Raw genomic sequence first — 21,585 nt, forward strand, 5'->3', positions numbered from 1 at the left:
ATGAACTCGACACTTCTGCGCGGCCGCACGCTGTCCTTCGTGCGCTGGCCGCAGACCATCGACGATCATTCCGCCTGGCGCTACGAGGAGGATGGCGGCCTGCTGATCCGCGACGGCCGGATCGTCGCTGCGGGCACCTATGCCGATGTTGAAAAGCAGGCCGGCGAGACGGCGAAGAAAATCGACCACCGGCCGCATCTGCTGCTGCCCGGCTTCATCGACGCACATGCGCATTTTCCGCAGATGCAGATCATCGCTTCCTATGGTGCAGAACTGCTCGACTGGCTGAATACCTACACCTTCCCGGAAGAGGCGAAGTTCGCCAACGCCCAGCACGGCCGCCGCATCGCGCGGCTGTTCCTTGACGAGATGGTGCGTCACGGCACCACGACGGTCGCCGCCTACTGCTCGGTGCACAAGTCTTCAGCCGAAGCCTTCTTCGCCGAGTCGCATGACCGCAACATGCTCAACATTGCCGGCAAGGTGATGATGGATCGCAATGCGCCCGACGGCGTGCTCGACACACCGCAATCGGGTTACGACGACACGAAGGCGCTGATCAAGGAATGGCATGGCAAGGGACGGCAGCACTACGCCATCACGCCGCGCTTCGCCATCACCTCGTCGCCGGAGCAGATGGAGATGTCGGGCGCGCTGTGTCGGGAATATCCCGACCTGCACATGCAGACGCATCTGTCGGAAAACCACGCCGAAATCGCTTTCACGCAGGAACTCTACCCGTGGTCGCGCGACTATACCGACGTTTACGAGCACTACGGGCTGTTGGGCAAAAAGAGCCTGTTTGGACATTGCATCCATCTGTCGGAGCGCGAAGCGGATGCACTTTCGGACTCGGGCTCGGTAGCGGTGTTCTGCCCGACCTCCAACCTGTTCCTCGGTTCCGGCCTGTTCGACTACCAGCGCTTCCGGCGCCGCGGCAAGCCGGTCCGGATCGCCGCTGCCACCGATGTCGGCGGCGGCACCAACTACTCCATGCTGCGCACCATGGACGAAGCCTACAAGGTGATCGCGCTGAACGGTGAGAAGCTCAACCCGCTCCAGTCCTTCTGGCAGATGACGCGCGGCAATGCCGAGGCGCTGTCGGTGGCTGACAAGATCGGCACGTTGGATGAAGGCAGCGATGCCGACATCGTCGTGCTGGACGCCAGGGCAACGCCGGCGATGCGGCTCAGGATGGAAACGGTCGAGACGCTGGCGCAGGAACTGTTCCTGCTGCAGACGCTGGGTGACGACCGCACTGTCCGCGAGGTTTATGTGGCGGGGCGGCCAGCCAAGGCGGATATGATCGCGGGGTAAGAACCCTCACCCGGATTGCCAACCGAATTGCAAGGGCAATTCGGGGCAATCCGACCTCTCCCCGAGGGGAGAGGAGATCGCCAGTGCCGACGCTTTCCTCTTCTCCCCACCGGGGAGAAGGTGGCCGCGAAGCGGCCGGATGAGGGGGCCGCTCCACGGAAGCTTGACCGAGCGGAGCTTGTCGTACACACGACGTGTGACGATTTCGGAGAAAGAAAATGGCCGTTGCTAACGACATCGCTCTGATCAAGAGACAGGAAGAGACCCTTGTCTTCGCCACCTTCGACGAGGCCGTCGCTTTCAAAATCGGCTCCGCCATTCGCGATCGTGCAATTGCCGAGAAACTGCCCATCATAGTGGACATCAGGCTGTGGGACCGGCCGCTCTTCTACGCGGCGCTGCCGGGCTCGAATGCTTCCAATCCCGACTGGGCGCGGCGCAAGATCAATGTGGTCAGGCGGTTCCTGAGAAGCACCTACCGCATGGTGCTGGAACAGCAACGCCCGGACCGCAGCTTCAAGATCGGCGAAGGGCTGGATATTGCCGACTACGTGCTGGCCGGCGGTGGCTTTCCGGTGACCGTCAAGGGCGCCGGCGTCATTGGTGTGATCGCCGTCTCCGGACTGCCGGAGCGGGAGGATCATGGCGTCGTCGTCGATGCGCTGTGCGATCATTTGGGCGTCGACAAGCGCGGGCTGGCATTGCCTCGGGACGCCGAATGACCGTGCTCGATCCCAAGGCCTTCCTGACCTCCATCTTCAACGCCGCCGTTGCCGCCGCCGATCCGGAACGAACCATCCGGGATCATCTGCCGGCCAAGCCAAAGGGCCGTACCATCGTCATCGGCGCGGGCAAAGGCTCGGCGCAGATGGCGGCAGCGTTCGAGAAAGTGTGGGCCGGCCCGATCGAAGGGCTGGTCGTCACCCGCTATGGCTATGGCGCGACCTGCGAGCGCATCGAGATCATCGAGGCGGCTCATCCGGTGCCGGACGCTGCCGGTCTGGAAGCCTCGCGGCGCCTGCTCGCCAAGGTCCAGGGTCTGACTGAGGATGACCTAGTGGTGGCGCTGATTTCCGGCGGCGGATCGGCGCTGTTGCCGTCGCCCGCTGGCGGCTTGACGTTGGCCGACGAGATCGCCGTCAATGAGGCGCTGCTCGCCTCGGGTGCGCCGATCGCGGCGATGAACACCATCCGCAAGCACCTTTCCACCATCAAGGGCGGCAGGCTGGCGGCGGCCGCATGGCCGGCCAGGGTGGTGTCGCTGATCGTCTCCGATATTCCCGGCGACAATCCGGCAATGGTCGCCTCCGGCCCAACCGTACCGGATACAGGCAGCCGCGCAGACGCGCTGGCCTCGATATCGGCCTATGGCATGAAACTGCCGGCCTCGGTGATGGCGCATATCAATTCGCCGGCCGCCGATGCGCCAAGCCCGGATGACGAGCGCTTTTCGCGCAACGAGGTGCATTTGATCGCTTCGGCCGGGGTGTCGCTCGAAGCGGCTGCTGCGGAAGCGAAACGGCAAGGCGTTGAAGCCATCATCCTCTCCGATGCCATCGAAGGCGAGGCGCGCGAGGTTGGCGGCGTCCATGCCGCGATCGCGCGCGAAGTGGCGACCCGCAACCGGCCATTTAAAAAGCCGGTGCTCATCTTGTCGGGCGGCGAGACAACCGTGACCCTGCGGGCAAAAGGCAAGGGCGGCCGCAATTCGGAATTCCTGCTGGCTTTCGCCATCGGCATCAATGGCGTCGACGGCATCCACGCACTGGCCGCCGACACCGACGGCATCGACGGTTCGGAAGACAATGCCGGCGCCTTCGCCGATGGCTCGACCGTATCGCGCATGCGCGCAGCCGGGGTGGACGCCAAGGCTATGCTTGCCGGCAACAATGCCTGGACGGCCTTCGACGCGGTTGGCGATCTTTTCGTGCCCGGCCCGACCGGTACGAATGTCAACGATCTCAGGGCGATTCTGATTAGGTAGCCAAAGCAGTACCAGGAAAAGTGTGAAGCGGTTTTCCGTCTGGAATCGCGCAAAAACAAAACTGATCAGGCGGCCATCAGCCGCTTCACCAGCTTCATATCCTGCAGGAACCGTTCGCGTTCGGCTTCCTTGTCCGCCCGATCGTGGATGCGCAGGATGAAGGAGGGATGGATGGTGATGAACACGCGCAATCCGTCCTCGCGCTCGATCACTTGTCCGCGCATCTTTGTCACCGGGATCGCCTTGCCGAGCAGCGACATCGCCGCTGTCGCGCCGAGTGCCACGGCGAGGTTAGGCTTGATCAGCTCGAATTCTTGGTCGATCCACCAGCGGCAGGCCTGAATCTCACCGGAATTCGGCTTGGAGTGGATGCGGCGCTTGCCGCGCGGCTCGAACTTGAAGTGCTTGACCGCGTTGGTGACATAGACCTTTTGCCGATCGACACCGGCATCGTCCAGGATCGCATCGAACACCTTGCCGGCCGGACCAACGAAAGGTTTGCCGGCGAGATCCTCCTGATCCCCCGGCTGTTCGCCGACGAAGATCACTTTGGCATTGTCGGGGCCCTCACCGAAGACGGTCTGCGTCGCGTCGCGCCACAGCGGGCAGCGACGGCAGCCTTTCGCTACCTCACGCAACTCCGAAATCGTGCTTGCGGCATCGTCCTCCGCCGTCTCGGCAGGCTGTTGCTTCGGCCAATGCCGTGCCTGCACCTTTGCGTGGTGCGGCGCGGGTGTTGTCGGCATCTTCGCAATCATGTCCTTGGCGGCCTTGTCCGCTCCTGCGATCATGTCTGGAATGAGCGAAGCCTCGGGAAGGTTCCGCCAATATTTCTTCGGCATCTCCTTCTGCATGGCCTTCACCTTCAATCGCGCCGGATTGAAGATGTTCTCGAAATAGGTGCGCCAGAGCGCCTCGGTGTCGTCTTGATCAGGCGCATCGCCCTTGGCCGCGCCCGGTCCGATAGCCAGCCTTTCGCCATCCCAATCGGCGGAGGCATAGGGCGTCAGGATCGTCCAGCGCATGCCGGTGAAACGCCTGACGAAGAAATCGGCGTTGCGCTCGACGATGAAATGATCCGGCTCGAACCAGGCGACATAGCGCTCATCGGCACCGTCGCCGATTTTTCGGAAGCGCACGAAGGCATGCATCTTGTGGCTGTCGCGCCGCACCGCCTTTTCCATGGTCTCAAGCCGCCTGGTGTCGGGATCCGACGCGATTTCCAGCAGTTTAGGCTCGTCGCGCAATCGCCAAAGCGCTCTGTAGAGAAAGGCAAACCGGCCGGGATCGGAATAGCAGAACGCCGTTTCGGCATGCCCGATGAAGTCGCGCGGCACGACGAGCTGCGCGCCCGCGGGCACTTCAGGCAATTCTGCCTGATCAGAGCCCGGCGCGACATGCCAGCCGACGTCCTCGGGCCTGACCTCATTCAGGGCCAGCCGCCGTGCCGCGTCACGCCAGCCGGCAAAATCGGTCTCGCTGCCGAGCCGCACACTGTATCTGGCGAGATCGAGTTCCGCCGGCCGCATGATCAGAACAACGACAATTGTTCGCAGGAGGGGGCGATCTTGTCGCGCAGGCCGGCCTTGTCGGTCAGCGCACCAGGCGACCAGCCTTCGGCGATGATAAACGGCCTGAGCTTGGCGATCGACTGGCAGACCCGCCCGACATCCTCCAGCCGCATGCGCCGATGTCGGCGCGTCTCCAAAATCTTTGCCACCACCTTGGTGCCGAGACCCGGCACCCGCAGCAGCGCTTCGCGGTCGGCGCGGTTGATGTCGACCGGAAACTGTTCCCGGTTGCGCAGCGCCCAGGCGAGCTTCGGGTCGATGGCGAGATCGAGCATGCCGTCGCTGCTCCCGGCAAGGATTTCCGGCTGTGAAAACCCATAGAACCGCATCAGCCAGTCGGCCTGATAGAGCCGGTGCTCGCGCATCAGCGGTGGTTTCAGCAAGGGCAGCGACGATGACGAATCCGGAATCGGGCTGAAAGCCGAGTAATAGACGCGCCGCAGATGATAGCTGCCATAGAGCCGCGCGCTGGTGTGAAGAATGCCGTCGTCGGATGTCTTGTCGGCGCCGATGATCATCTGCGTCGACTGACCGCCCGGCGCAAAGCGTTCGCGCTTCTTGGTCTTCAAAGTCGGCTCAGCCTTCTCCTCCATCTTCTGGCGCAGCCTGGCCATGGAAAGCCGGATTGTCTCCGGCTTCTTCTCGGGCGCCAGCCGCTTCACGCCCTCATCGGTCGGCAGTTCGACGTTGATCGACAGCCGGTCGGCATAAAGCCCTGCCTTCTCGACCAGTTCCGCCGAACTTTCCGGGATCGTCTTCAGATGGATGTAGCCGGAGAACTTCTCCTCCAAGCGCAGTCGGCGTGCCACCTCGACCATCTCGCCCATGGTCTCGTCCGGTGAGCGGACGACGCCGGAGGACAGGAACAGGCCTTCGATATAGTTGCGCCTGTAGAAATCCATGGTCAGTTTCACCACCTCTTCGATGCTGAAACGGGCGCGCCGCACATTGGACGACGAGCGGTTGATGCAATAGCTGCAATCGTAGATGCAGAAATTGGTCAGCAGGATCTTGAGAAGGGAAATGCAGCGGCCATCCGGCGCGTAGGAATGACAGATGCCCATGCCTTCGGTGGAGCCGATGCCGCCGGATTTCAAGGAATCCTTTTTTGCAGCACCGGAAGAGGCGCAGGAGGCATCGTATTTGGCGGCGTCGGAGAGGATCGCTAGCTTTTCACGGACGGTAAGTGCGCTCATATGTTCATGATATGTTCTGAACAAGAGATCCGCTACCTCATTTGATGGAGGCGGCGAAAAAGTGATCGCCGCCCATCATGAATCCATCAAACCTCGTGCAGATAGAGGTGGTAATCCAGTTCGCTGACCGTGCGTGCCACCCGCAGATACTCGGACTGTTTGATCGCCACGAAGGTCCGGTGCAGGTCCTCGCCGAGCGCGTTCTTCAGGAAGCTGGACGTCCGCGCCGCTTCGATCGCGGCGCGCCAGTCGACAGGCATGGTCGTGCGCGTGACCGCTGCCTCATAGCCGTTGCCGGTCGTTTCGGGACCCGGATCGAGGCCTTCATCCATGCCCTTGATGATGCCGGCGAGCACGGTCGCGGCGATCAGATAAGGGTTGGCGTCGACGCCGGACGGCCGGTGCTCGATGCGCCGGTTCTTGGCGTCGCCGGCCGGCACACGTAAGGCCACCGATCGGTTGTTGACACCCCAGGTCGGCGCCACCGGCGCATAGGATTGCGAGACGAAGCGCCGCCACGAATTGGCGTGCGGTGCAAACACCAGCATCGATTCCGCCATGGTCTGGATCAGGCCGCCGAGCCCCTGCAGCAGCGGCAGCGACCAGCTCTCGCCGCCGGCTTCGGCAAAGACGTTTCGGCCGGCCTTGTCCTGCAGCGAGACGTGGAAATGCATGCCCGAGCCGGCATATTTCTCGATCGGCTTGGCCATGAAACAGGCGGTGACGCCATGGCGGCGCGCCTGCGCCCGCACAAGCCGCTTCAGCATGACCAGATCGTCGGCCGCCCGCATCACATCCTTGCGGTAGTTCAGCGTCAGTTCGTACTGGCCGGGCGCATATTCGGAAATCACCGTCTCGGCCGGAATGCCTTGCGCCTTGGCCGCGGCATAGACGTCGGAGAACAGCGGCTCCATGCCGTGCAGATGATCGACCGAATAGACTTCAGTCTTGCCCGAGACGCGGCCGTCGAGCACGGCGCGCGCGGGCTGCACCTTGCCGTCGGCGTCGCGTTCGTTGGCCAGCAGGAAGAATTCGAGCTCGAAGGCTCCGGCCGGGTACAGACCCTTGGCCGCCAGGATCTCCACCTGCCGAGCCAGCGCCAGCCGCGGATCCGACGACATCGGCCGGCCGTCGAGCATGTACATCGCCATCAGCAACTGGCCGCGCGGCGGGCTCGTGCCGTAGAGCGGCACCAGCGTGCCGGGGATCGGCCAGGCCCTGAGGTCGCCGTCCCCGGTGGTCCAGATCAGCCCGGTCTCGTGCACATCCTCGCCGGTGATGTCGAGGCCGAGGATCGAGATCGGCATGTGGCGGCCGCCTTCGAAGATGCTCTTAAGCTCATGCCGGCGCACGATCTTGCCACGGCCGACGCCATTGGCATCGGTCAGCACGATATCGAAGGCCTCGATCTCGGGATGGGCGTCGAGAAAGGCTTGCGCCTCGGCAGGTGTCGAGCCCGAAGGTGAGGTCATCATGGCATTGGGGTGGTCCATCGCCGCTTGTCTCATGCCGCAAGCTTCGCCGCAACCGCGCCGAAGGCGGTGATCAGCCGGTTGACCTGGGCAGCCGAGGTCGCCGGCGAGATCAGCATCATGTTGTGGAAGGGTGCGATCAGCACGCCGCGATTGACCAGCGCGACATGGATGGCGGCCTCCAGTTCCGGTGCATGCGCCATTTCCGCCTCGGCGCCATTGCGCAGCGGACCGGGCGCACAGATGAACTCGACGCGGGCGCCGACGCGGGAAACATGCCAGGGCAGACGATAGCGATCGATCACGCCGGTCAGCCCAGCATCGAGCCGCCGCGCCAGATGATCCATCCGGTCGTAATTCCCCTCGGTCATCACCTCTTCGAGCGTGGCGCGCATCGCCGCGAACTGCAGCGGGTTGGCCGACAGCGTCGTGCCCATGCCGGAATAGCCCGGGTCCTTATCCCTGTTGTAGGCTGCGTAGCGCGAGGCGACATCATCGCTCATCGCCCACACACTGGCCGGCACACCGCCGGCAATCGGCTTGCCCAGCACGAAGAGGTCCGGGTCGAGGCCATACTTCCTCGTATAGCCGCCGGGGCCGGTCGAGATCGTGTGCGTCTCGTCGATCAGAAGCAGCGTGCCGGCTTGGCGTGTCAGTTTGCGCAGGGCGTCATGGTAACCCGGATCGGCCAGCACCATGCAGGAATTGGTCAGTACCGGCTCGGCGATGACGCAGGCGACGTCCTTATCCCCAAGCGCGGCTTCGAGTGCTGAAACATCGTTGAACTCGATGACCTTGGCCGTGCGGGTCAGGTCGCGGAACTCGCCGGCCAATCCCGGCCGGTTGACGGGCTTGCCGTCGATCAGCCGCACCATCGTCTCGTCGACCGAGCCATGATAGCAGCCGTTGAAGACCAGGATTTTTTCGCGGCCGGTGACGGCACGGGCAACACGCAGCGCAAAGCGGTTGGCGTCGGTCGCCGTCGTCGCGATCTGCCAGAACGGCAGGCCGAAGCGCTGCTGCAGCAGCGGTCCGATGGCGAGTGCATCTTCCGAAGGCAGCATATAGGTCAGGCCGCGTCCAGCCTGGCGGCGGATGGCGCGTGCCACCGGTGGCGGCGAATGGCCGAACATCGAGCCGGTGTCTCCAAGGCAGAAATCGTCGAGCTTGTTTCCGTCGATATCGGTGATCGTCGCGCCCCTGGCGCTGTCGACCAGGATCGGGAACGGCGTCGGCCAGTCGTTCATCCAGTGCATAGGGACGCCGCCGAAGAAGCCGGGCAGGCCGTTGCCGGCCTTTGCCTGCGATTGCGGCCGCGCCTTGCGGAAGGCTGCCCCCTCGGTCTCGCGCAAATCGGCAATGCGGTCGCGGCCGATGCCGCCGATGGACGTCCTGGACGTGTCGCTGTGCATGAAAACCCCTCTGGTCGATCCCTCTTAGACAATCCGTGTCTGCATCCGCAATTGGCCGCGCATCTGTCCTGCGTTGGCTCAGCCTTTGGCAGCGGCGCTTGACCGTGCTGCCGAAGTCAGCGCCAATATGAGCGGGATTTGAGGTGGAGGGGCAAAATGAGAACGATCATATGTGTGGCAATGCTTCTGTCGTCGGCTGGCGCTGCCTTTGCCTCGGGCGGCATCTGGTGCTCCACCGAGGACACGGCGGCGACATTCGAGGTCGAGGCAGGCGTCACCAGAGGCATGGGCGGGCCGACCTTCAACTTTCGCGGCAACCTCGAAATTCTGAGCCGGCCTGCCGGCGACACCCTGCGCAAGACCGTGTTCGAGGATTCCAACCTGACGCAGTACTGGCTCGACGGCAAGGAATTGCGGCTGAACATCTATCGTGAGCACGAGGCCGCGCAAAAGATCAACTCGGTTGAACTGACGATCCTGACCAAGACCAGCGACGAAGGCGTCTACGACGGGAGCTATACGCTCGCCGTCTACGACGCCGCGGCGGATACGGACCAGGACGGCAAACCGGTTGAAATCGCAAAGTGTCGTGCGGAGCGGAGTGAGCGGGGTCAGGCCGTGATATCGATGACGCCGCAATCGCCGGCGGCACTACCGAAGGCAACCCGGCGTTCTTCCTTGTCCCACATCATCGAGGTGATGGCGCCCTTGCCCGGCCGCCGCAACAGCACTTCCTTGGCGTCGGCAAAACGCACCGCCATCACCATGCCGTCATCATAGCCGACGGCAACGACATCCTGGCTCGGGTGGCAGGCGACAGCCGTCACCATGGCGTTGCCGCGCGTGCCGAGCTCCAGCGGTGCCTTGCCCATCGGGCCGTCCTTGCCGGAAAACGGCCAGACGATCGCCGCCGGCGCGCCGGAACTCGCCAGCCACTTGCCCTTCACGCTCCACGACAGGCTTTTCACCTTACCGGGATAGCCGGTCATGCGCATGTGCTTGCCGTCGGCGAGCTTCCAGCCGTGCAGCGCGTTTTCCTGCATGGTGGTGACGAGGAAGGCGCCATCGGGAGAGAAGGTGACGCCGGTGTGGGCACCGGCCCATTCGAGTTCCACCGGCTTGCCCTCGGCGGCGGGGAAATGCAGCGTCGCGCCATTGTAGCGGGCAACGCCGAAGCGCATGCCCTTGGGCGAGAAGGCCAGCCCCTCCACCGAACGCGGATGGGCGAATTCCCTGGTCTTGCCATCGGCAAAGCGCACGAAGGCTGTCTTGCCTGAGGCATAGGCGATGGCGCCCTGCGGCCCGGCGGCAACGCTGGTGATCCACTTCTTGGCCGCGCTTGCCAATTCCGTGACCTCGCCGCCCGCTTTCACGGCAAACACCTTGCCGTCCTCGCCGCCGGTGATCAGCCGGTCATTGGCCGCATCATGGAAGGCGGCAAGCACCCCGTCATTGGCCTGAACTGTCTTGTGGCCATGGTCGAGCCGATGGACGGCGCCGTCGGCCATCGCGAAATGCGGCACGTCACCGAGAAAGACGGCGGCGATGCAATGGCCTTCGAGATCAAGCGGGGCGACTGTGGGCATGACTATTCTTATTCACCTGGACGAGATTGTAGAGACAGCCCGGGCGGCTTACTCGACGTTTGCGGTTCCGGCAACCATGAGGTTAGGCAAGTCGCGAGAGGCGGTTGTCAAAGCAGCCCTCTCTCCCGCAGATCGGTTGCGAACGTCGCCAGGGGCATCACCAGGGTCAAATCCGATCCTTGGAGGGGCTCGGCGCCATAACTGGCATACCACCTTGCCGCCCGCTCGCTCTTGGCATCGATGATGAGCAGGATGCCGCCGCCCTCGCCGGCAAGCCGTAGGCAGCGCAACGCCGCGGCAGCAAGCAACTGACCGCCGAGCCCTTGCCCTGCGACGGTGCGGTCGGTCGCGAGCCGTGCAAGCTTGAAACCGGAAACCTCGTGTCGCGCCAAGCCTCTCGTCATGGCTTCGGGCACGGTTTCATGGGCGACTGCGGACGGTGCGATTGTGTAGAAACCGAGGATACGCTCCGAAGCCGTATCATCGATTGCACAGAAGGTCTTGGCTGCATTCTGGTCGTGGCTCTGTCGCGCGAACCGCCGCAGAAAATCGTGCATCTGAGCGTCGCCGCAATCGAAGGAAGCCCGATCATGACGTTTCGCAATCGGTTCTTCGTGCCAGGATGGAAGCGTCACAGAGTAGCCGGCAAGGCAGCGATCGCGGCCTTGAGCTTGGCGTTTGGCTTTGGCGGGTGCTCCAACAGGTCGAGGATGCGCGAGAAATCGCGACCGGACACCTTCGTCATCTCGGCTGCTTCGATCACGGCCTGCGCTTCGGGCACGACCTTGTCGAGGATAAAGTCGGCCATGTCCTTGTGCGACAGCGCTGCGGCGCGGGAGATCATCGCCTTCTGCTCAGCCGGAATGCGGATTTGGTAGCGCTCGGTCTTGTTGTCGGCTGATCTAGGCATAGGTCACTCCTCGCCGCTAATATCGTGTACACATGATATGTGTACACGAGGAGATATTCAACTCGCACTGAGTAGCGCTACGAAGGATGACCTAGGCCTGGCAGGCATCAAAACTCTTCTCCAGCCGTTCGGCGTCGAGTTCCCTGCCGATGAACACTAGCCGGCTCTCATGTTTTTCGCCGTCTTTCCATGCGCGCTGGTGGTCGCCCTCGATGATCATGTGCACGCCCTGGATGACATAGCGTTCGTCGTCGCCCTTGAGCGCGATGATGCCTTTCAGCCGCAGGATGTTGGGGCCTTCCATCTGGGTGATCTTCTCGATCCACGGAAAGAATTTCTTCGGGTCCATCTCGCCGCCTCGCAGCGACACCGACTGCACCGTCACGTCATGGATGTCGGACGCATGGGCGTGATGGTGGTGCCCGTCATGATCATGGTGGTGGTGATCGTGGCCGTCATGATCGTGGTCATGATGATCGTGATCCTCATGCGCCTCGAGGAAGTGCGGATCGTTTTCCAGTGCCCTCGACAGGTCGAAGGCCCCGCGGTCGAGCACTTCGGTCAGGTCGACGCCGGCTCGCGTCGTGCGATGGATCTTCGCCGCCGGATTGATGGCGCGGATCGTCGCCTCGACCTTGGCGAGCTCTTCTGATGTGACGAGGTCGGTCTTGTTGAGCACGACGACGTCGGCGAAGGCGATCTGGTCCTCGGCTTCCCTGGAATCCTTGAGCCGTAACGGCAGGTGCTTGGCGTCGACCAGTGCCACCACCGCGTCAAGCCTGGTCTTGGAGCGCACGTCGTCGTCCATGAAGAAGGTCTGCGCCACCGGCACCGGATCGGCGAGCCCGGTGGTCTCGACCACGATGGCGTCGAAGCGGCCTGGCCGGCGCATCAGGCCCTCGACGACACGGATCAGGTCGCCGCGCACCGTGCAGCAGACGCAGCCATTGTTCATTTCGTAGATTTCCTCGTCGGATTCCACGATCAGATCGTTGTCGATGCCGATTTCACCGAACTCGTTGACGATGACGGCGTAGCGCTTGCCGTGGTTTTCCGACAGGATGCGGTTGAGCAGCGTCGTCTTGCCGGCGCCGAGATAGCCGGTGAGAACGGTTACGGGGATCTGCGTCTGTGCGTCGCTCATGGCTTGCCTCGAAAGTGCTGGGCCTCGAAAATTCGGCCTGAGAAAAAGGGAATGTCGGCTCCATATAGGGTGTGTGCCGGGCTTTTGCACGGGGCAAACCGATGGGCCAAACCGGCTTGCCGACATTGCCGAATTTTCATTGGCGAGAGCCGCTGTGACCGCCTAGATCAGGATACGAGAGGCCAATTCGAGAGGCAAGATATGTCCGGCAAGCCATCCTCCTTCTCAATGAGCCGGCGCCAGGCGCTCGGTTTGATCGCGGTCACCGCCGGCGGTGGTGCCTTCCTGCCCGCCGCCGCGATAGCAGACCAGACTTTACCCTATGCCGGACTGGCCTTGTTCGAAAACGGAGCCGGTGTCTGCACCATTACGCCTGAAGTGACCGAGGGGCCGTTCTATTTCGACCCGAAACTCGAACGTGCGGACGTCACCGAAGGCAAGAAGGGCATAGCCCTTGGCGTTCGGCTGCAGGTTGTCGACGCGGACTGCCGCCCACTTGCCGGCGCCCGCGTCGACATCTGGCATTGCGACGCGCAAGGCGCCTATTCCGGCTATCCAGACAGGGTGACGGCTGCGACGTCGACACGTCGGGCCAGACCTTCCTGCGTGGTTGGCAGAAGACCGATGCAAGCGGCATCGTTTCCTTCGCCACCATCTATCCCGGCTGGTATCGCGGCCGCACCACCCATATCCATTTCAAGGTCTTCCCCGACGACAATTCGGTGATGACCGGCCAGTTGTTCTTCCCGGACAGTCTCAGCGAGCAGATTTTCACCTCTGTCGCGCCCTACAACGACCGGCGGGGCAAGCGCGACACCTCGAATGCCGCGGACGGCATAGCCAGGCGGGCCGGACCGCAATCGCAGGCTGCGCTGCGCGAATTGGAGGATGCCTATCAGGCGCTGATGATCGTAGCGGTGAAGCCTGGCCGAGCGGCGGTCACTCCACCACCCTGCTCGCGACGAAAACTCCGGCTGGGAATTCGTTTGTCATCTAACTGAAATAAACATCTGGCATTAGCCACGGCGGACACCACAATGCTTGCCGGCAAAGCTGTTTGAAGCACCGGAATCTTTTTGATCGTCGATTGCCAACCGGCCGGCTGCCTCTATGCTGCCCGCACCGGTACGGCCGAAGAGGGAAAACCATGGCCAAGGCGGACAAGACTGCGACAATGAGCCGGCTGCATTCCGCGGCAAGGCTGGCAAGAACGGCGCTGGCTGCCCGGCTTCTGGCGCACGGCTTCTATGCCGGCCAGGACCAGATCATGCTGTCGCTCGACCGTGAGGACGGCCAGACGCCTGGCAATCTGGCCGGACGCCTCGGCGTGCGCCCGCCGACCATCACCAAGACCATCAACCGGCTGCAGGCGCAGGGTTTTCTGGAGAAGCGCGCTTCGTCGGCCGATGCCCGTCAGGCGCATATCTTCCTCACCGACACCGGTCGCGACATCATCCACGCCATCGAGAAATCGGTGAAGAAGACCGAAAAGCAGGCGCTGAAGGGCCTCGACAAGAAGGACCAGAAGTCGCTGTTCAAACTGCTTGCCCGCATCGAGGCCAACCTCTCGAACGAGGAACTGGTGCTCATCGACGACGACGCCGAATCGGACGACTGACCGGCGGATTGTCGCGGCAGGCGATCAGGCCGCCGCGGCAGAGCCCTGGATCAGCGACGACCAGCGTCCCGGTGTCATGCCGAACGCCTTCTTGAATTGCCTGATGAAATGGCTCTGGTCGCTGAAGCCGGCTTCGACCGCGATCTGTGCCAATGGTTCGCCGGCGGCGATCATCCGCCGCGCGCGCTGAAGCCGGCGCATCACCAGGAAGCGATGTGGACTGGTGGAGAAAGCGGCACGGAAATGCCGTGACAAGGCATAGCGATCAAGCCCGGTTACCGCTTCCAGTTCACCGGAGCGCACCGGCCGGTTCAGGTTTTCCGTGAGATAGTCGCGCGCCAGCGCAGCCGCCCGCCACGCCGTCCTGGTCATCGGCTTCGCCGACTGGCCGCCATGCCGGATCAGGCTTTGCATCAGTTGCGTCAGGAAGTTGTCGACGAACAACTCGTCGAGTTCCTGCTCCAGCGGACCCAGCGCCGAAAGCAGCGTTGCGCAAAAGGCGGCGTCCGTCACCACGCCATCCCTGACAAAAGGCAGCGAAGCGCCGCCAAGGCAGGCGAGCATCAGCGACGGCTCCAGATAGAGCATTCGGTAGCGCAGGCCGTCCTCGGTGCCGGCGCCGCCGTCATGCAACTCGTCGGGATGCAGCACGATGATCTGGCCCGGAAGGCTGTGGCGCGCAGCGCCGAGATAGCGAAACGTCTGCACACCGTGCAGCGTCACCCCGATCGCATAGGTGTCGTGGCGATGCAGGTCGAACGCGCTGCCATGGAAGCGCGCCTCGATCCGCTCCATGCCTGCGGGATCGGGGGCGGAGATGATACGGTTTTCCGCCGCATCGACGCACAAACGTCCAAGACCCTTGAAAGCCTGGCTGTCTAGATCGTGCGACATCGTCTCCTTCAGCCTCGCATTGGGGCACAACCGAATGGCCAATGTCTCATGTTCGATACGAAATTTGCAATCGTGCTCCGGGAGGATCTGCCGGTCTGGCAGAAACTCAACGTCACCGCTTTCCTGACCAGCGGCATCGTCGCCCAGTTTCCCGACATCATCGGCGAGCCCTATCACGACCGCGCCGGCAATCTCTACAACCCGCTGTCGATCCAGCCGGTCATCGTTTTGTCCGCCGACCAGACGACGCTGGGCACGATCCACCGGCGCACGCTGGAGCGCGGCGTGACCACCTCGCTCTATGTCGAGGAGATGTTTTCGACCGGCTTTGACGCGGCCAACCGCGCCGTCTTCGCCGAATTCGCGCCTGAAGACGCCAAGGTGGTCGGGATCGCGCTTCGCGCCGAGAAGAAGCTGGTCGACAAGATCACCAAGGGCACCCGTATGCACCCGTAGCTTTCAAAGGTATCGACTAAGCCTGCCGCCGACACTTGTTGTGCCAGCCGGCTTTGGCGTGGCGACAGCCGACAATTGCCTTGCCGGGAGCCGGCAATTCCCGCAAAGGTGGGCTTCAGCCCAGCTTCCCACCCGGCCTGCAAGTGAGTGCTCCCCAAAGACATGTAGAAAGCGCGACGCCCCCGGTGGCGATCCTGTGCATGCTTTCCACCTATGTCTGCTTCACCTTCCTCGACACATCAAGCAAATACCTCGTCCTTGCCAGCGTTTCCGTGCTGGTCGTTGCCTGGTGCGCTTTGCCGTGCATGTGGTGCTGGTCGGCGCGCTGCTGCGCGGCTGGCGCGAACCGGTGCGGTTTCGTCCGGTCAACCTGCCGGCGCATATCTTGCGTGGCGCGTTCCTGTTCGGATCGACCATATTCAATGTCCTGGCGCTCAAATCCCTGCAATTGGCCGAGACAACCTCGATCTATTTCTTCGGGCCGATGGTGATCACGGCACTGGCCGGTCCGCTGCTTGGCGAGTGGGCCGGCTGGCGGCGCTGGCTGGCCATCCTGGCGGCCTTTGCCGGCGTCCTCATCATCACCCGGCCGGGCGTCGGCGTTTTCGGCATCGGACATCTCTTCGCGCTCGGCTCGATGCTGTCGAACTGCTTCTACGTCATCATGACGCGCCGCATGTCGGCGACCGAGACATCGGAGAGCCTCATCCTGTTTTCGGCGCTGGCGCCGGCGCTGCTGCTGTTGCCCCTGCTGCCGTTTTCGTTTTCTCTGCCGCATGATGGCTGGCACTGGTTCGTGCTGCTGATGCTCGACGTGTTCGGCGGCGTCGGTCACTGGCTGCTGGTCCAGGCCTACCGGCTGGCGACAACCACGGCTTTGGCGCCCTATCCCTATTCGCAGATGGTGTGGATGATCATTTCCGGCTGGATCGTCTTCAAGCAGTTTCCCGACCGCTGGACATTGGTCGGCGCCGTCATCATCGTCGCCAGCGGTCTCTACATCGTCCATCGCGAGCATAGGCTTCGGCTGCGGAGCCGCGCGGCCTCGGATGTCGAGGCCGAGGCGTTGGCAAAAAAACTTTGATTTGCCCCCGATCGGTGGCATAACGCCGCCTTTAAACAGTTTAGGTCTGGAAGTTCAGGCTCGGGGAGCACACGTCGCTGGCACAAAAAATCAAGCTTTCGACGATCGCGGATGCGCTCGGCGTGTCCACGGCCACGGTCTCGCTGGCGCTGCGCGACAGCCCTCTGGTTGCCGGGACCACCCGTGACCGCATCAAGGAACATGCCCGCGCCATAGGCTATATCTACAACCGACGCGCCGCCAGCCTGCGCACCTCGCGTTCCGGCATTGTCGGCGTCGTCGTCCACGACATCATGAACCCATTCTTCGCCGAGATCCTGCGCTCGATCGAAAGCGAGCTCGACCGCAGCCGGCAGACCTTCATCCTGTCCAACCACTATGATCAGCTCGAAAAGCAGCGCACCTTCATCGATACGCTTTTGCAGCTCGGCGCCGACGGCGTCATCATGTCGCCGGCGATAGGCACGCCGGCTTCCGATATCCTGATGGCCGAGGAGAACGGCCTCCCCGCTGTGCTGATCGCGCGCACCGTCGAGGGTGCCGACGTGCCGGTCTTTCGCGGCGACGACTCTTACGGGACAGGCCTTGCCACCAACCACCTGATCTCGCTCGGCCACAAGCGCATCGCCATGATCGGCGGCACCGACCAGACCTCGACCGGCCGTGACCGCTACCAGGGCTATGTCAACGCGATGGAGGCGGCCGGGCTGGAAGTCAGGCCGTCATGGCGCATCGCCGGCCCACGCACCAAGCAGGCCGGCTTCGAGGCTGCCGGACAGTTCCTGGCGCTGAAGGACAGACCGACGGCTGCCTGCTGCTGGAACGACCTTGTCGCCATCGGCCTGATGAACGGCATTGCCCGTGCCGGCCTTGTGCCCGGCGTCGACATCTCCGTTACCGGCTATGACGACCTCGAAGAGGCGGCGATCGCGACGCCGGCCCTGACCACCGTCTGGAACGGCCAGCGTGAGGTTGGCCGCCGCGCCGCCAGCGCGTTGCTCGACAAGCTCAACGGCCAGACGGTGCGGCCCTCGCAGGAATTGATCAAGCCGGAACTGCATGTGCGTCAGTCGACCGGCAAGCCGGTGGAGCGTGCATGACCAAGGCCGAACAATTGCAGACCGTCGCCATCTTGGTGCCGGGCGATTTCAACGACCATGCGGTCGACCGCATCAGCCGCACATTCAGGCGTGTCAGAATCGAACGCGCCGATCCGGCGCTCGTCACTGACGAAATGCGCAGTGATGTGCGCGGCATCGCTTCGTTCGCCGGCATCAACGCGGCGATGATGGATGCCTTGCCCAACCTCGAACTCATCGCCTCCTTCGGCGTCGGCTATGATTCGGTAGATGTCGGCCATGCCCGAGCGAAGAACATCATGGTCACCAACACGCCCGACGTGTTGACCGAGGAGGTCGCCGACACCACGATCGGGCTGCTGATCAACACCATCCGCGACCTGCCGCGCGCCGAAACCTGGTTGCGTGACGGCAGCTGGGTGCGCAAGGGCAACTATCCGCTGAGCCGGCTGACCTTGCGCGGGCGCAGTGTGGGTATTTTCGGCATGGGCCGCATCGGGCAGGCCGTCGCCCGGCGTCTGGAAGCTTTTGGCTTGCCGGTCGCCTACCACAACCGGCGCCGTGTCGAAGGTCTTTCCTACCAGTACCATGCGACCCTGAAAGGACTTGCCGAAGCCGTCGATACGCTGATTTCGGTCGTGCCGGGGGGCGACTCGACGGAGAAGGCGGTCAATGCCGAAATCCTGTCGGCGCTTGGCGCCAACGGCGTCTTCGTCAACATCGGTCGCGGCAGCACGGTCGACGAGGCAGCGCTTGCGGCAGCCCTCGCCACCGGCATCATCGCCGCCGCCGGCCTCGACGTCTTTGCCGACGAACCGAACGTGCCCAAGGCGCTGCTCGACGCGCCCAACACCTCGCTGCTGCCGCATGTCGGCTCGGCCTCGGACCATACCCGCCGCGCCATGGCGGATCTCTGCGTCGACAATCTGGTGTCCTGGTTCACCGGGCGCCGACCGTTGACGCCGGTCCCCGAGACGGCGGAAGTCAAGGCGCGAGCTTGAGGCTGCCTCACTTATTAACGTCAGCTTAACCCTTTGGAATCATTCTTCAACCTATCCGTGTACGTGGATGAAGAATGATGAAAGCACTTTCCGCATTGATCGCTGCCGCAGCGCTGTTTGGTGGCATTCAGCTGTTTCATGGCGGCAGCGTGGAAAGCGTGGCCAACGAGGCCGCCCCGTCCAACAGCTACAGGCTGGTCGCCAATGGCGATGAGGCGGTCTGCGCAGTCAGCCGCGGGGCTGAAATTTCGGACGGTTTGTCGCTGCTCACCGTTGCTCCGAAATGCCGCCGGCTCTTGCCGGGCATAGAGCAGGCGAAGTTCTGGCGCGAGCAAAACGACGGCACGGTCGCCTTCAGCGCCAACGGCGTCGATCCGATCGTCACCTTCGCGGCTGCCGACGGCGACGGCTACGAATCCTATGCCCCAGCGCTGCCGCTGCTGTCGCTGGCGGCCATAGGCGATAAGAAATCTGGCGACTGATTATTCCGCTGCGGCCCGTGCGCCAGCCTTCGCTGCGGCGTGCAGCCGAACCGCATCGCCGAAGGCACGGAATATCTTCACCGAATTGCTGTCCGACTTGACCCAGTATTCCGGGTGCCATTGCACGCCGACGGCGAAGGCGCGGGCGTCGCGCACCGAAACCGCCTCGACTGTGCCGTCGCTGGCGACGGCCTCGACCTGCAGCTTCGAGCCGAGCCGGTCGATCGCCTGGCGGTGCAACGAATTGACCTTGATGTCGCCGGCACCGAACACGCCGGCCAGGCAACTGTCAGGTTTGATCGAAATGGTCTGGTGGATGGCGAAGCGTTCGTCCTGCTTGTCGCTCACCGGCGCGCGGTGGTCGAGCGAACCCTCGCGCTCCTGGATCTCGGTGCCAAGCGTGCCGCCCAGCGCCACGTTCAATTCCTGGATGCCGCGGCAGATGGCGAGCAGCGGCACGCCGCGTTCGATCGCCCGCCGGATGAGCGGCAGCGTCGTGGCGTCGCGCGCCGGATCATAGGGGCCATTGGCTTCGCTGGCGTCGCCGCCATAAAGCGAGGGGTGCACATTGGATTTCGAGCCGGTGACCATGACGCCGTCGACCGACGACAGAAGTTCGTCGAAATCGAGCCGGTCGCCGAACGATGGCACCAGCACCGGAAACACGCCGGCGCCGGTGATCGCCGCTTCCAGATATTGTTGTGGGGCTGCATGCCAGGTGTAGTTGTCGAACTGACGGAGGTCGGTCGATATGGCGACGAGCGGCTGGTGCATTTTGGCTCTATGTTCCATCTGGGCAAGGATGTCCTGCCTGCAAAATAGGCTATCGCCGGGCATTTTTCCATGCCAAGTTTCAACGTGTCGCATGGGCCACGAAATGGCCTGTTAGACTATAGTTGCAGGGTAGCTGGGCTTCGCCGTCAAATCGGGTCGGCCTGCTGGACTCGACTTCTTGCCCGTGTATTGTCTCGAACGAACCGACAGGGAAACCGAGGATTTCCTGACGTCGGCCTGTTGATCCAAAAGGGAGGAAGTTCATGGATCGTCGTTCATTCATTCGCAAGGCCGGTGTCACCGGCGTCGGTGCCGCGGCGGCGGCGGCCACGCTGGCGGCGCCTGCCATCGCCCAGTCCAATCCCAAGGTGACATGGCGGCTGGCATCGTCCTTCCCGAAGTCGCTCGATACCATCTATGGCGGCGCCGAGGTGTTCTCGAAGATGCTGTCGGAAGCCACCGACGGCAATTTCCAGATCCAGGTTTTTGCTGCCGGTGAGCTGGTGCCTGGCCTGCAGGCCGCCGACGCCACCACGGCCGGCACGGTCGAGGCCTGCCATACGGTGGCATATTATTACTGGGGCAAGGACCCGACATGGGCGCTCGGTGCGGCGGTTCCCTTTTCGCTCAACGCACGCGGCATGAATGCCTGGCATTACCATGGCGGCGGCATCGACCTGTTCAACGAGTTTCTCGCCACGCAGGGCCTTTTCGGCCTGCCGGGCGGCAACACCGGCGTCCAGATGGGTGGCTGGTTCCGCAAGGAAATCAACACGGTGGCCGACCTTTCCGGCCTCAAGATGCGAATCGGCGGTTTTGCCGGCAAGGTGGTGCAGAAGCTCGGCGTCGTGCCGCAGCAGATCGCCGGCGGTGATATCTATCCCGCGTTGGAGAAAGGCACCATCGACGCGGCCGAATGGGTTGGTCCCTATGACGACGAGAAGCTCGGCTTCTATAAGGTCGCGCCCTATTATTACTATCCCGGCTGGTGGGAGGGCGGCCCGACCGTCCACCTGATGTTCAACAAGGCGAAGTACGAAGAACTTTCGCCGACGTACAAGTCGCTGCTGCACACTGCCGCGCAGGCGGCCGACGCCAACATGCTGCAGAAATACGATTATCTGAACCCTGCGGCGGTGAAGCGGCTGGTGGCCGGCGGCGCGAAACTGCGCCCGTTCAGCCAGGAGATCATGGCTGCCTGCTTCGAAAAGGCCAACGAGGTCTATACCGAAATGGAAGCCTCCAACGCCCCGTTCAAGAAGATCTGGGAATCGATCAAGGGCTTCCGCAAGGAGCATTATCTCTGGGCGCAGGTGGCCGAATACAATTACGACACCTTCATGATGGTGCAGCAGCGCAACGGCAAGCTGTAGAGCTGCAATTGCTCGCACTGGCTGGCGGTCGAGGTCTGTGCCGCCCCTCAATGCCCTGCACCCTTCCTCTCCCCCGTCGATCGGGGGAGAGGTGTCGAGCGAAGCTCGACGGAGTGGGGGTCGACCTCCGCCGCCCGCCTGCGGTTTCTTGCTCGCCAGATTGTGCCTGTCTTGCGGCTACTGCGCATTTGGCGAACGCCTTCCCCCACTCCGTCGCCGCTTCGCGGCGCCA

The 21,585-nt window shown here is 63.1% G+C and carries 22 protein-coding genes and 1 pseudogene; 12 read left to right on the forward strand and 11 right to left on the reverse strand.

Features of this window, described 5'->3' with window-relative positions; translation table 11 throughout:
• The 3 genes from guaD (at position 1) to EOA13_RS03455 (ending at position 3,301) form a co-directional block, all read left to right on the forward strand.
• Complete coding sequence (guaD, locus tag EOA13_RS03440) at positions 1-1,317, forward strand: guanine deaminase (RefSeq protein ID WP_127289728.1); 1,317 nt, start codon at positions 1-3, stop codon at positions 1,315-1,317.
• Positions 1,318-1,535: 218 nt separating this feature from the next.
• On the forward strand, positions 1,536-2,039 hold the full coding sequence (locus tag EOA13_RS03450; protein ID WP_127289732.1) for a heme-degrading domain-containing protein: 504 nt from the start codon (positions 1,536-1,538) through the stop codon (positions 2,037-2,039).
• Positions 2,036-3,301 (forward strand): glycerate kinase, encoded by a 1,266-nt coding sequence (locus EOA13_RS03455; protein WP_127289734.1) that lies wholly within the window; start codon positions 2,036-2,038, stop codon positions 3,299-3,301. The genes EOA13_RS03450 and EOA13_RS03455 overlap by 4 nt, the downstream gene beginning before the upstream one ends.
• Before the next feature lie 65 nt (positions 3,302-3,366).
• Here the strand turns inward: EOA13_RS03455 and EOA13_RS03460 are convergent, their stop codons facing one another.
• The 9 genes from EOA13_RS03460 to EOA13_RS39535 all read right to left on the reverse strand — a co-directional run bounded on the left by EOA13_RS03460 (position 3,367) and on the right by EOA13_RS39535 (position 13,117).
• Entirely contained in the window at positions 3,367-4,830 is a 1,464-nt protein-coding gene (locus tag EOA13_RS03460) for a UdgX family uracil-DNA binding protein (protein ID WP_127289736.1), read from the reverse strand.
• Between the two features lie 2 nt (positions 4,831-4,832).
• The gene (locus EOA13_RS03465) at positions 4,833-6,068 is read right to left on the reverse strand and encodes a putative DNA modification/repair radical SAM protein (RefSeq protein ID WP_127289738.1); all 1,236 of its coding nucleotides are present in this window, start codon (positions 6,066-6,068) and stop codon (positions 4,833-4,835) included.
• Between the two features lie 86 nt (positions 6,069-6,154).
• Positions 6,155-7,561, reverse strand: coding sequence for a glutamine synthetase family protein (locus EOA13_RS03470; RefSeq protein ID WP_127290107.1), 1,407 nt, complete (start codon positions 7,559-7,561; stop codon positions 6,155-6,157).
• A gap of 11 nt (positions 7,562-7,572) precedes the next feature.
• Entirely contained in the window at positions 7,573-8,952 is a 1,380-nt protein-coding gene (locus tag EOA13_RS03475; RefSeq protein ID WP_127289740.1) for an aspartate aminotransferase family protein, read from the reverse strand.
• Between the two features lie 611 nt (positions 8,953-9,563).
• A complete protein-coding gene (locus tag EOA13_RS03485; RefSeq protein WP_127289742.1) occupies positions 9,564-10,538 on the reverse strand; it encodes a WD40 repeat domain-containing protein in 975 nt (324 codons plus the stop codon).
• Between the two features lie 107 nt (positions 10,539-10,645).
• Entirely contained in the window at positions 10,646-11,173 is a 528-nt protein-coding gene (locus EOA13_RS03490) for a GNAT family N-acetyltransferase (RefSeq protein ID WP_127289744.1), read from the reverse strand.
• Positions 11,170-11,448 carry a DUF1778 domain-containing protein gene (locus EOA13_RS03495; protein ID WP_127289746.1) on the reverse strand — a complete coding sequence of 93 codons (279 nt, stop codon included), beginning with the start codon at positions 11,446-11,448 and terminating at the stop codon, positions 11,170-11,172. The genes EOA13_RS03490 and EOA13_RS03495 overlap by 4 nt, the downstream gene beginning before the upstream one ends.
• A gap of 91 nt (positions 11,449-11,539) precedes the next feature.
• Positions 11,540-12,592, reverse strand: coding sequence for a GTP-binding protein (locus EOA13_RS03500; protein ID WP_127289748.1), 1,053 nt, complete (start codon positions 12,590-12,592; stop codon positions 11,540-11,542).
• A 315-nt stretch (positions 12,593-12,907) separates the two neighbouring features.
• A complete protein-coding gene (locus tag EOA13_RS39535) occupies positions 12,908-13,117 on the reverse strand; it encodes a hypothetical protein (RefSeq protein ID WP_348629747.1) in 210 nt (69 codons plus the stop codon).
• Here EOA13_RS39535 and EOA13_RS39540 point away from each other — a divergent pair.
• From EOA13_RS39540 to EOA13_RS03510, 3 genes are all read left to right on the forward strand, one after another.
• The gene (locus tag EOA13_RS39540; protein ID WP_348629746.1) at positions 13,058-13,318 is read left to right on the forward strand and encodes a hypothetical protein; all 261 of its coding nucleotides are present in this window, start codon (positions 13,058-13,060) and stop codon (positions 13,316-13,318) included. The two genes, EOA13_RS39535 and EOA13_RS39540, sit on opposite strands and share 60 nt — an antisense overlap.
• The gene (locus EOA13_RS39545) at positions 13,315-13,593 is read left to right on the forward strand and encodes a hypothetical protein (RefSeq protein ID WP_348629745.1); all 279 of its coding nucleotides are present in this window, start codon (positions 13,315-13,317) and stop codon (positions 13,591-13,593) included. The genes EOA13_RS39540 and EOA13_RS39545 overlap by 4 nt, the downstream gene beginning before the upstream one ends.
• A gap of 146 nt (positions 13,594-13,739) precedes the next feature.
• The gene (locus EOA13_RS03510; protein WP_127289750.1) at positions 13,740-14,210 is read left to right on the forward strand and encodes a MarR family winged helix-turn-helix transcriptional regulator; all 471 of its coding nucleotides are present in this window, start codon (positions 13,740-13,742) and stop codon (positions 14,208-14,210) included.
• A 24-nt stretch (positions 14,211-14,234) separates the two neighbouring features.
• On the opposite strand, the gene EOA13_RS03515 is transcribed toward EOA13_RS03510, so the two are convergent.
• The gene (locus EOA13_RS03515) at positions 14,235-15,104 is read right to left on the reverse strand and encodes an AraC family transcriptional regulator (protein ID WP_127289752.1); all 870 of its coding nucleotides are present in this window, start codon (positions 15,102-15,104) and stop codon (positions 14,235-14,237) included.
• Between the two features lie 48 nt (positions 15,105-15,152).
• Between EOA13_RS03515 and EOA13_RS03520 the strand changes: the two genes are divergently transcribed.
• From EOA13_RS03520 to EOA13_RS03540, 5 genes and pseudogenes are all read left to right on the forward strand, one after another.
• Positions 15,153-15,560: a DUF2000 family protein gene (locus tag EOA13_RS03520; RefSeq protein WP_127289754.1), complete on the forward strand. Its 408-nt coding sequence runs from the start codon at positions 15,153-15,155 to the stop codon at positions 15,558-15,560.
• A 200-nt stretch (positions 15,561-15,760) separates the two neighbouring features.
• A pseudogene (locus tag EOA13_RS03525) lies at positions 15,761-16,644 on the forward strand (DMT family transporter).
• A gap of 77 nt (positions 16,645-16,721) precedes the next feature.
• Complete coding sequence (locus EOA13_RS03530; RefSeq protein ID WP_081738944.1) at positions 16,722-17,744, forward strand: LacI family DNA-binding transcriptional regulator; 1,023 nt, start codon at positions 16,722-16,724, stop codon at positions 17,742-17,744.
• Positions 17,741-18,724, forward strand: a complete 984-nt coding sequence (locus EOA13_RS03535; RefSeq protein WP_127289756.1) for a 2-hydroxyacid dehydrogenase — start codon at positions 17,741-17,743, stop codon at positions 18,722-18,724. The genes EOA13_RS03530 and EOA13_RS03535 overlap by 4 nt, the downstream gene beginning before the upstream one ends.
• A gap of 77 nt (positions 18,725-18,801) precedes the next feature.
• The gene (locus tag EOA13_RS03540; protein ID WP_164779975.1) at positions 18,802-19,206 is read left to right on the forward strand and encodes a hypothetical protein; all 405 of its coding nucleotides are present in this window, start codon (positions 18,802-18,804) and stop codon (positions 19,204-19,206) included.
• Here EOA13_RS03540 and EOA13_RS03545 read toward each other — a convergent pair whose 3' ends face one another.
• Entirely contained in the window at positions 19,207-19,980 is a 774-nt protein-coding gene (locus tag EOA13_RS03545; protein WP_127290109.1) for a gamma-glutamyl-gamma-aminobutyrate hydrolase family protein, read from the reverse strand. It lies immediately after the preceding gene.
• A gap of 263 nt (positions 19,981-20,243) precedes the next feature.
• Here EOA13_RS03545 and EOA13_RS03550 point away from each other — a divergent pair, with 263 nt between their 5' ends.
• Positions 20,244-21,353 carry a TRAP transporter substrate-binding protein gene (locus EOA13_RS03550; RefSeq protein WP_013528215.1) on the forward strand — a complete coding sequence of 370 codons (1,110 nt, stop codon included), beginning with the start codon at positions 20,244-20,246 and terminating at the stop codon, positions 21,351-21,353.
• Positions 21,354-21,585 lie beyond the last annotated feature (232 nt).

Origin of the sequence: Mesorhizobium sp. M7A.F.Ca.US.011.01.1.1 (genome assembly GCF_003998295.1) — a bacterium.
Lineage (GTDB): Bacteria > Pseudomonadota > Alphaproteobacteria > Rhizobiales > Rhizobiaceae > Mesorhizobium.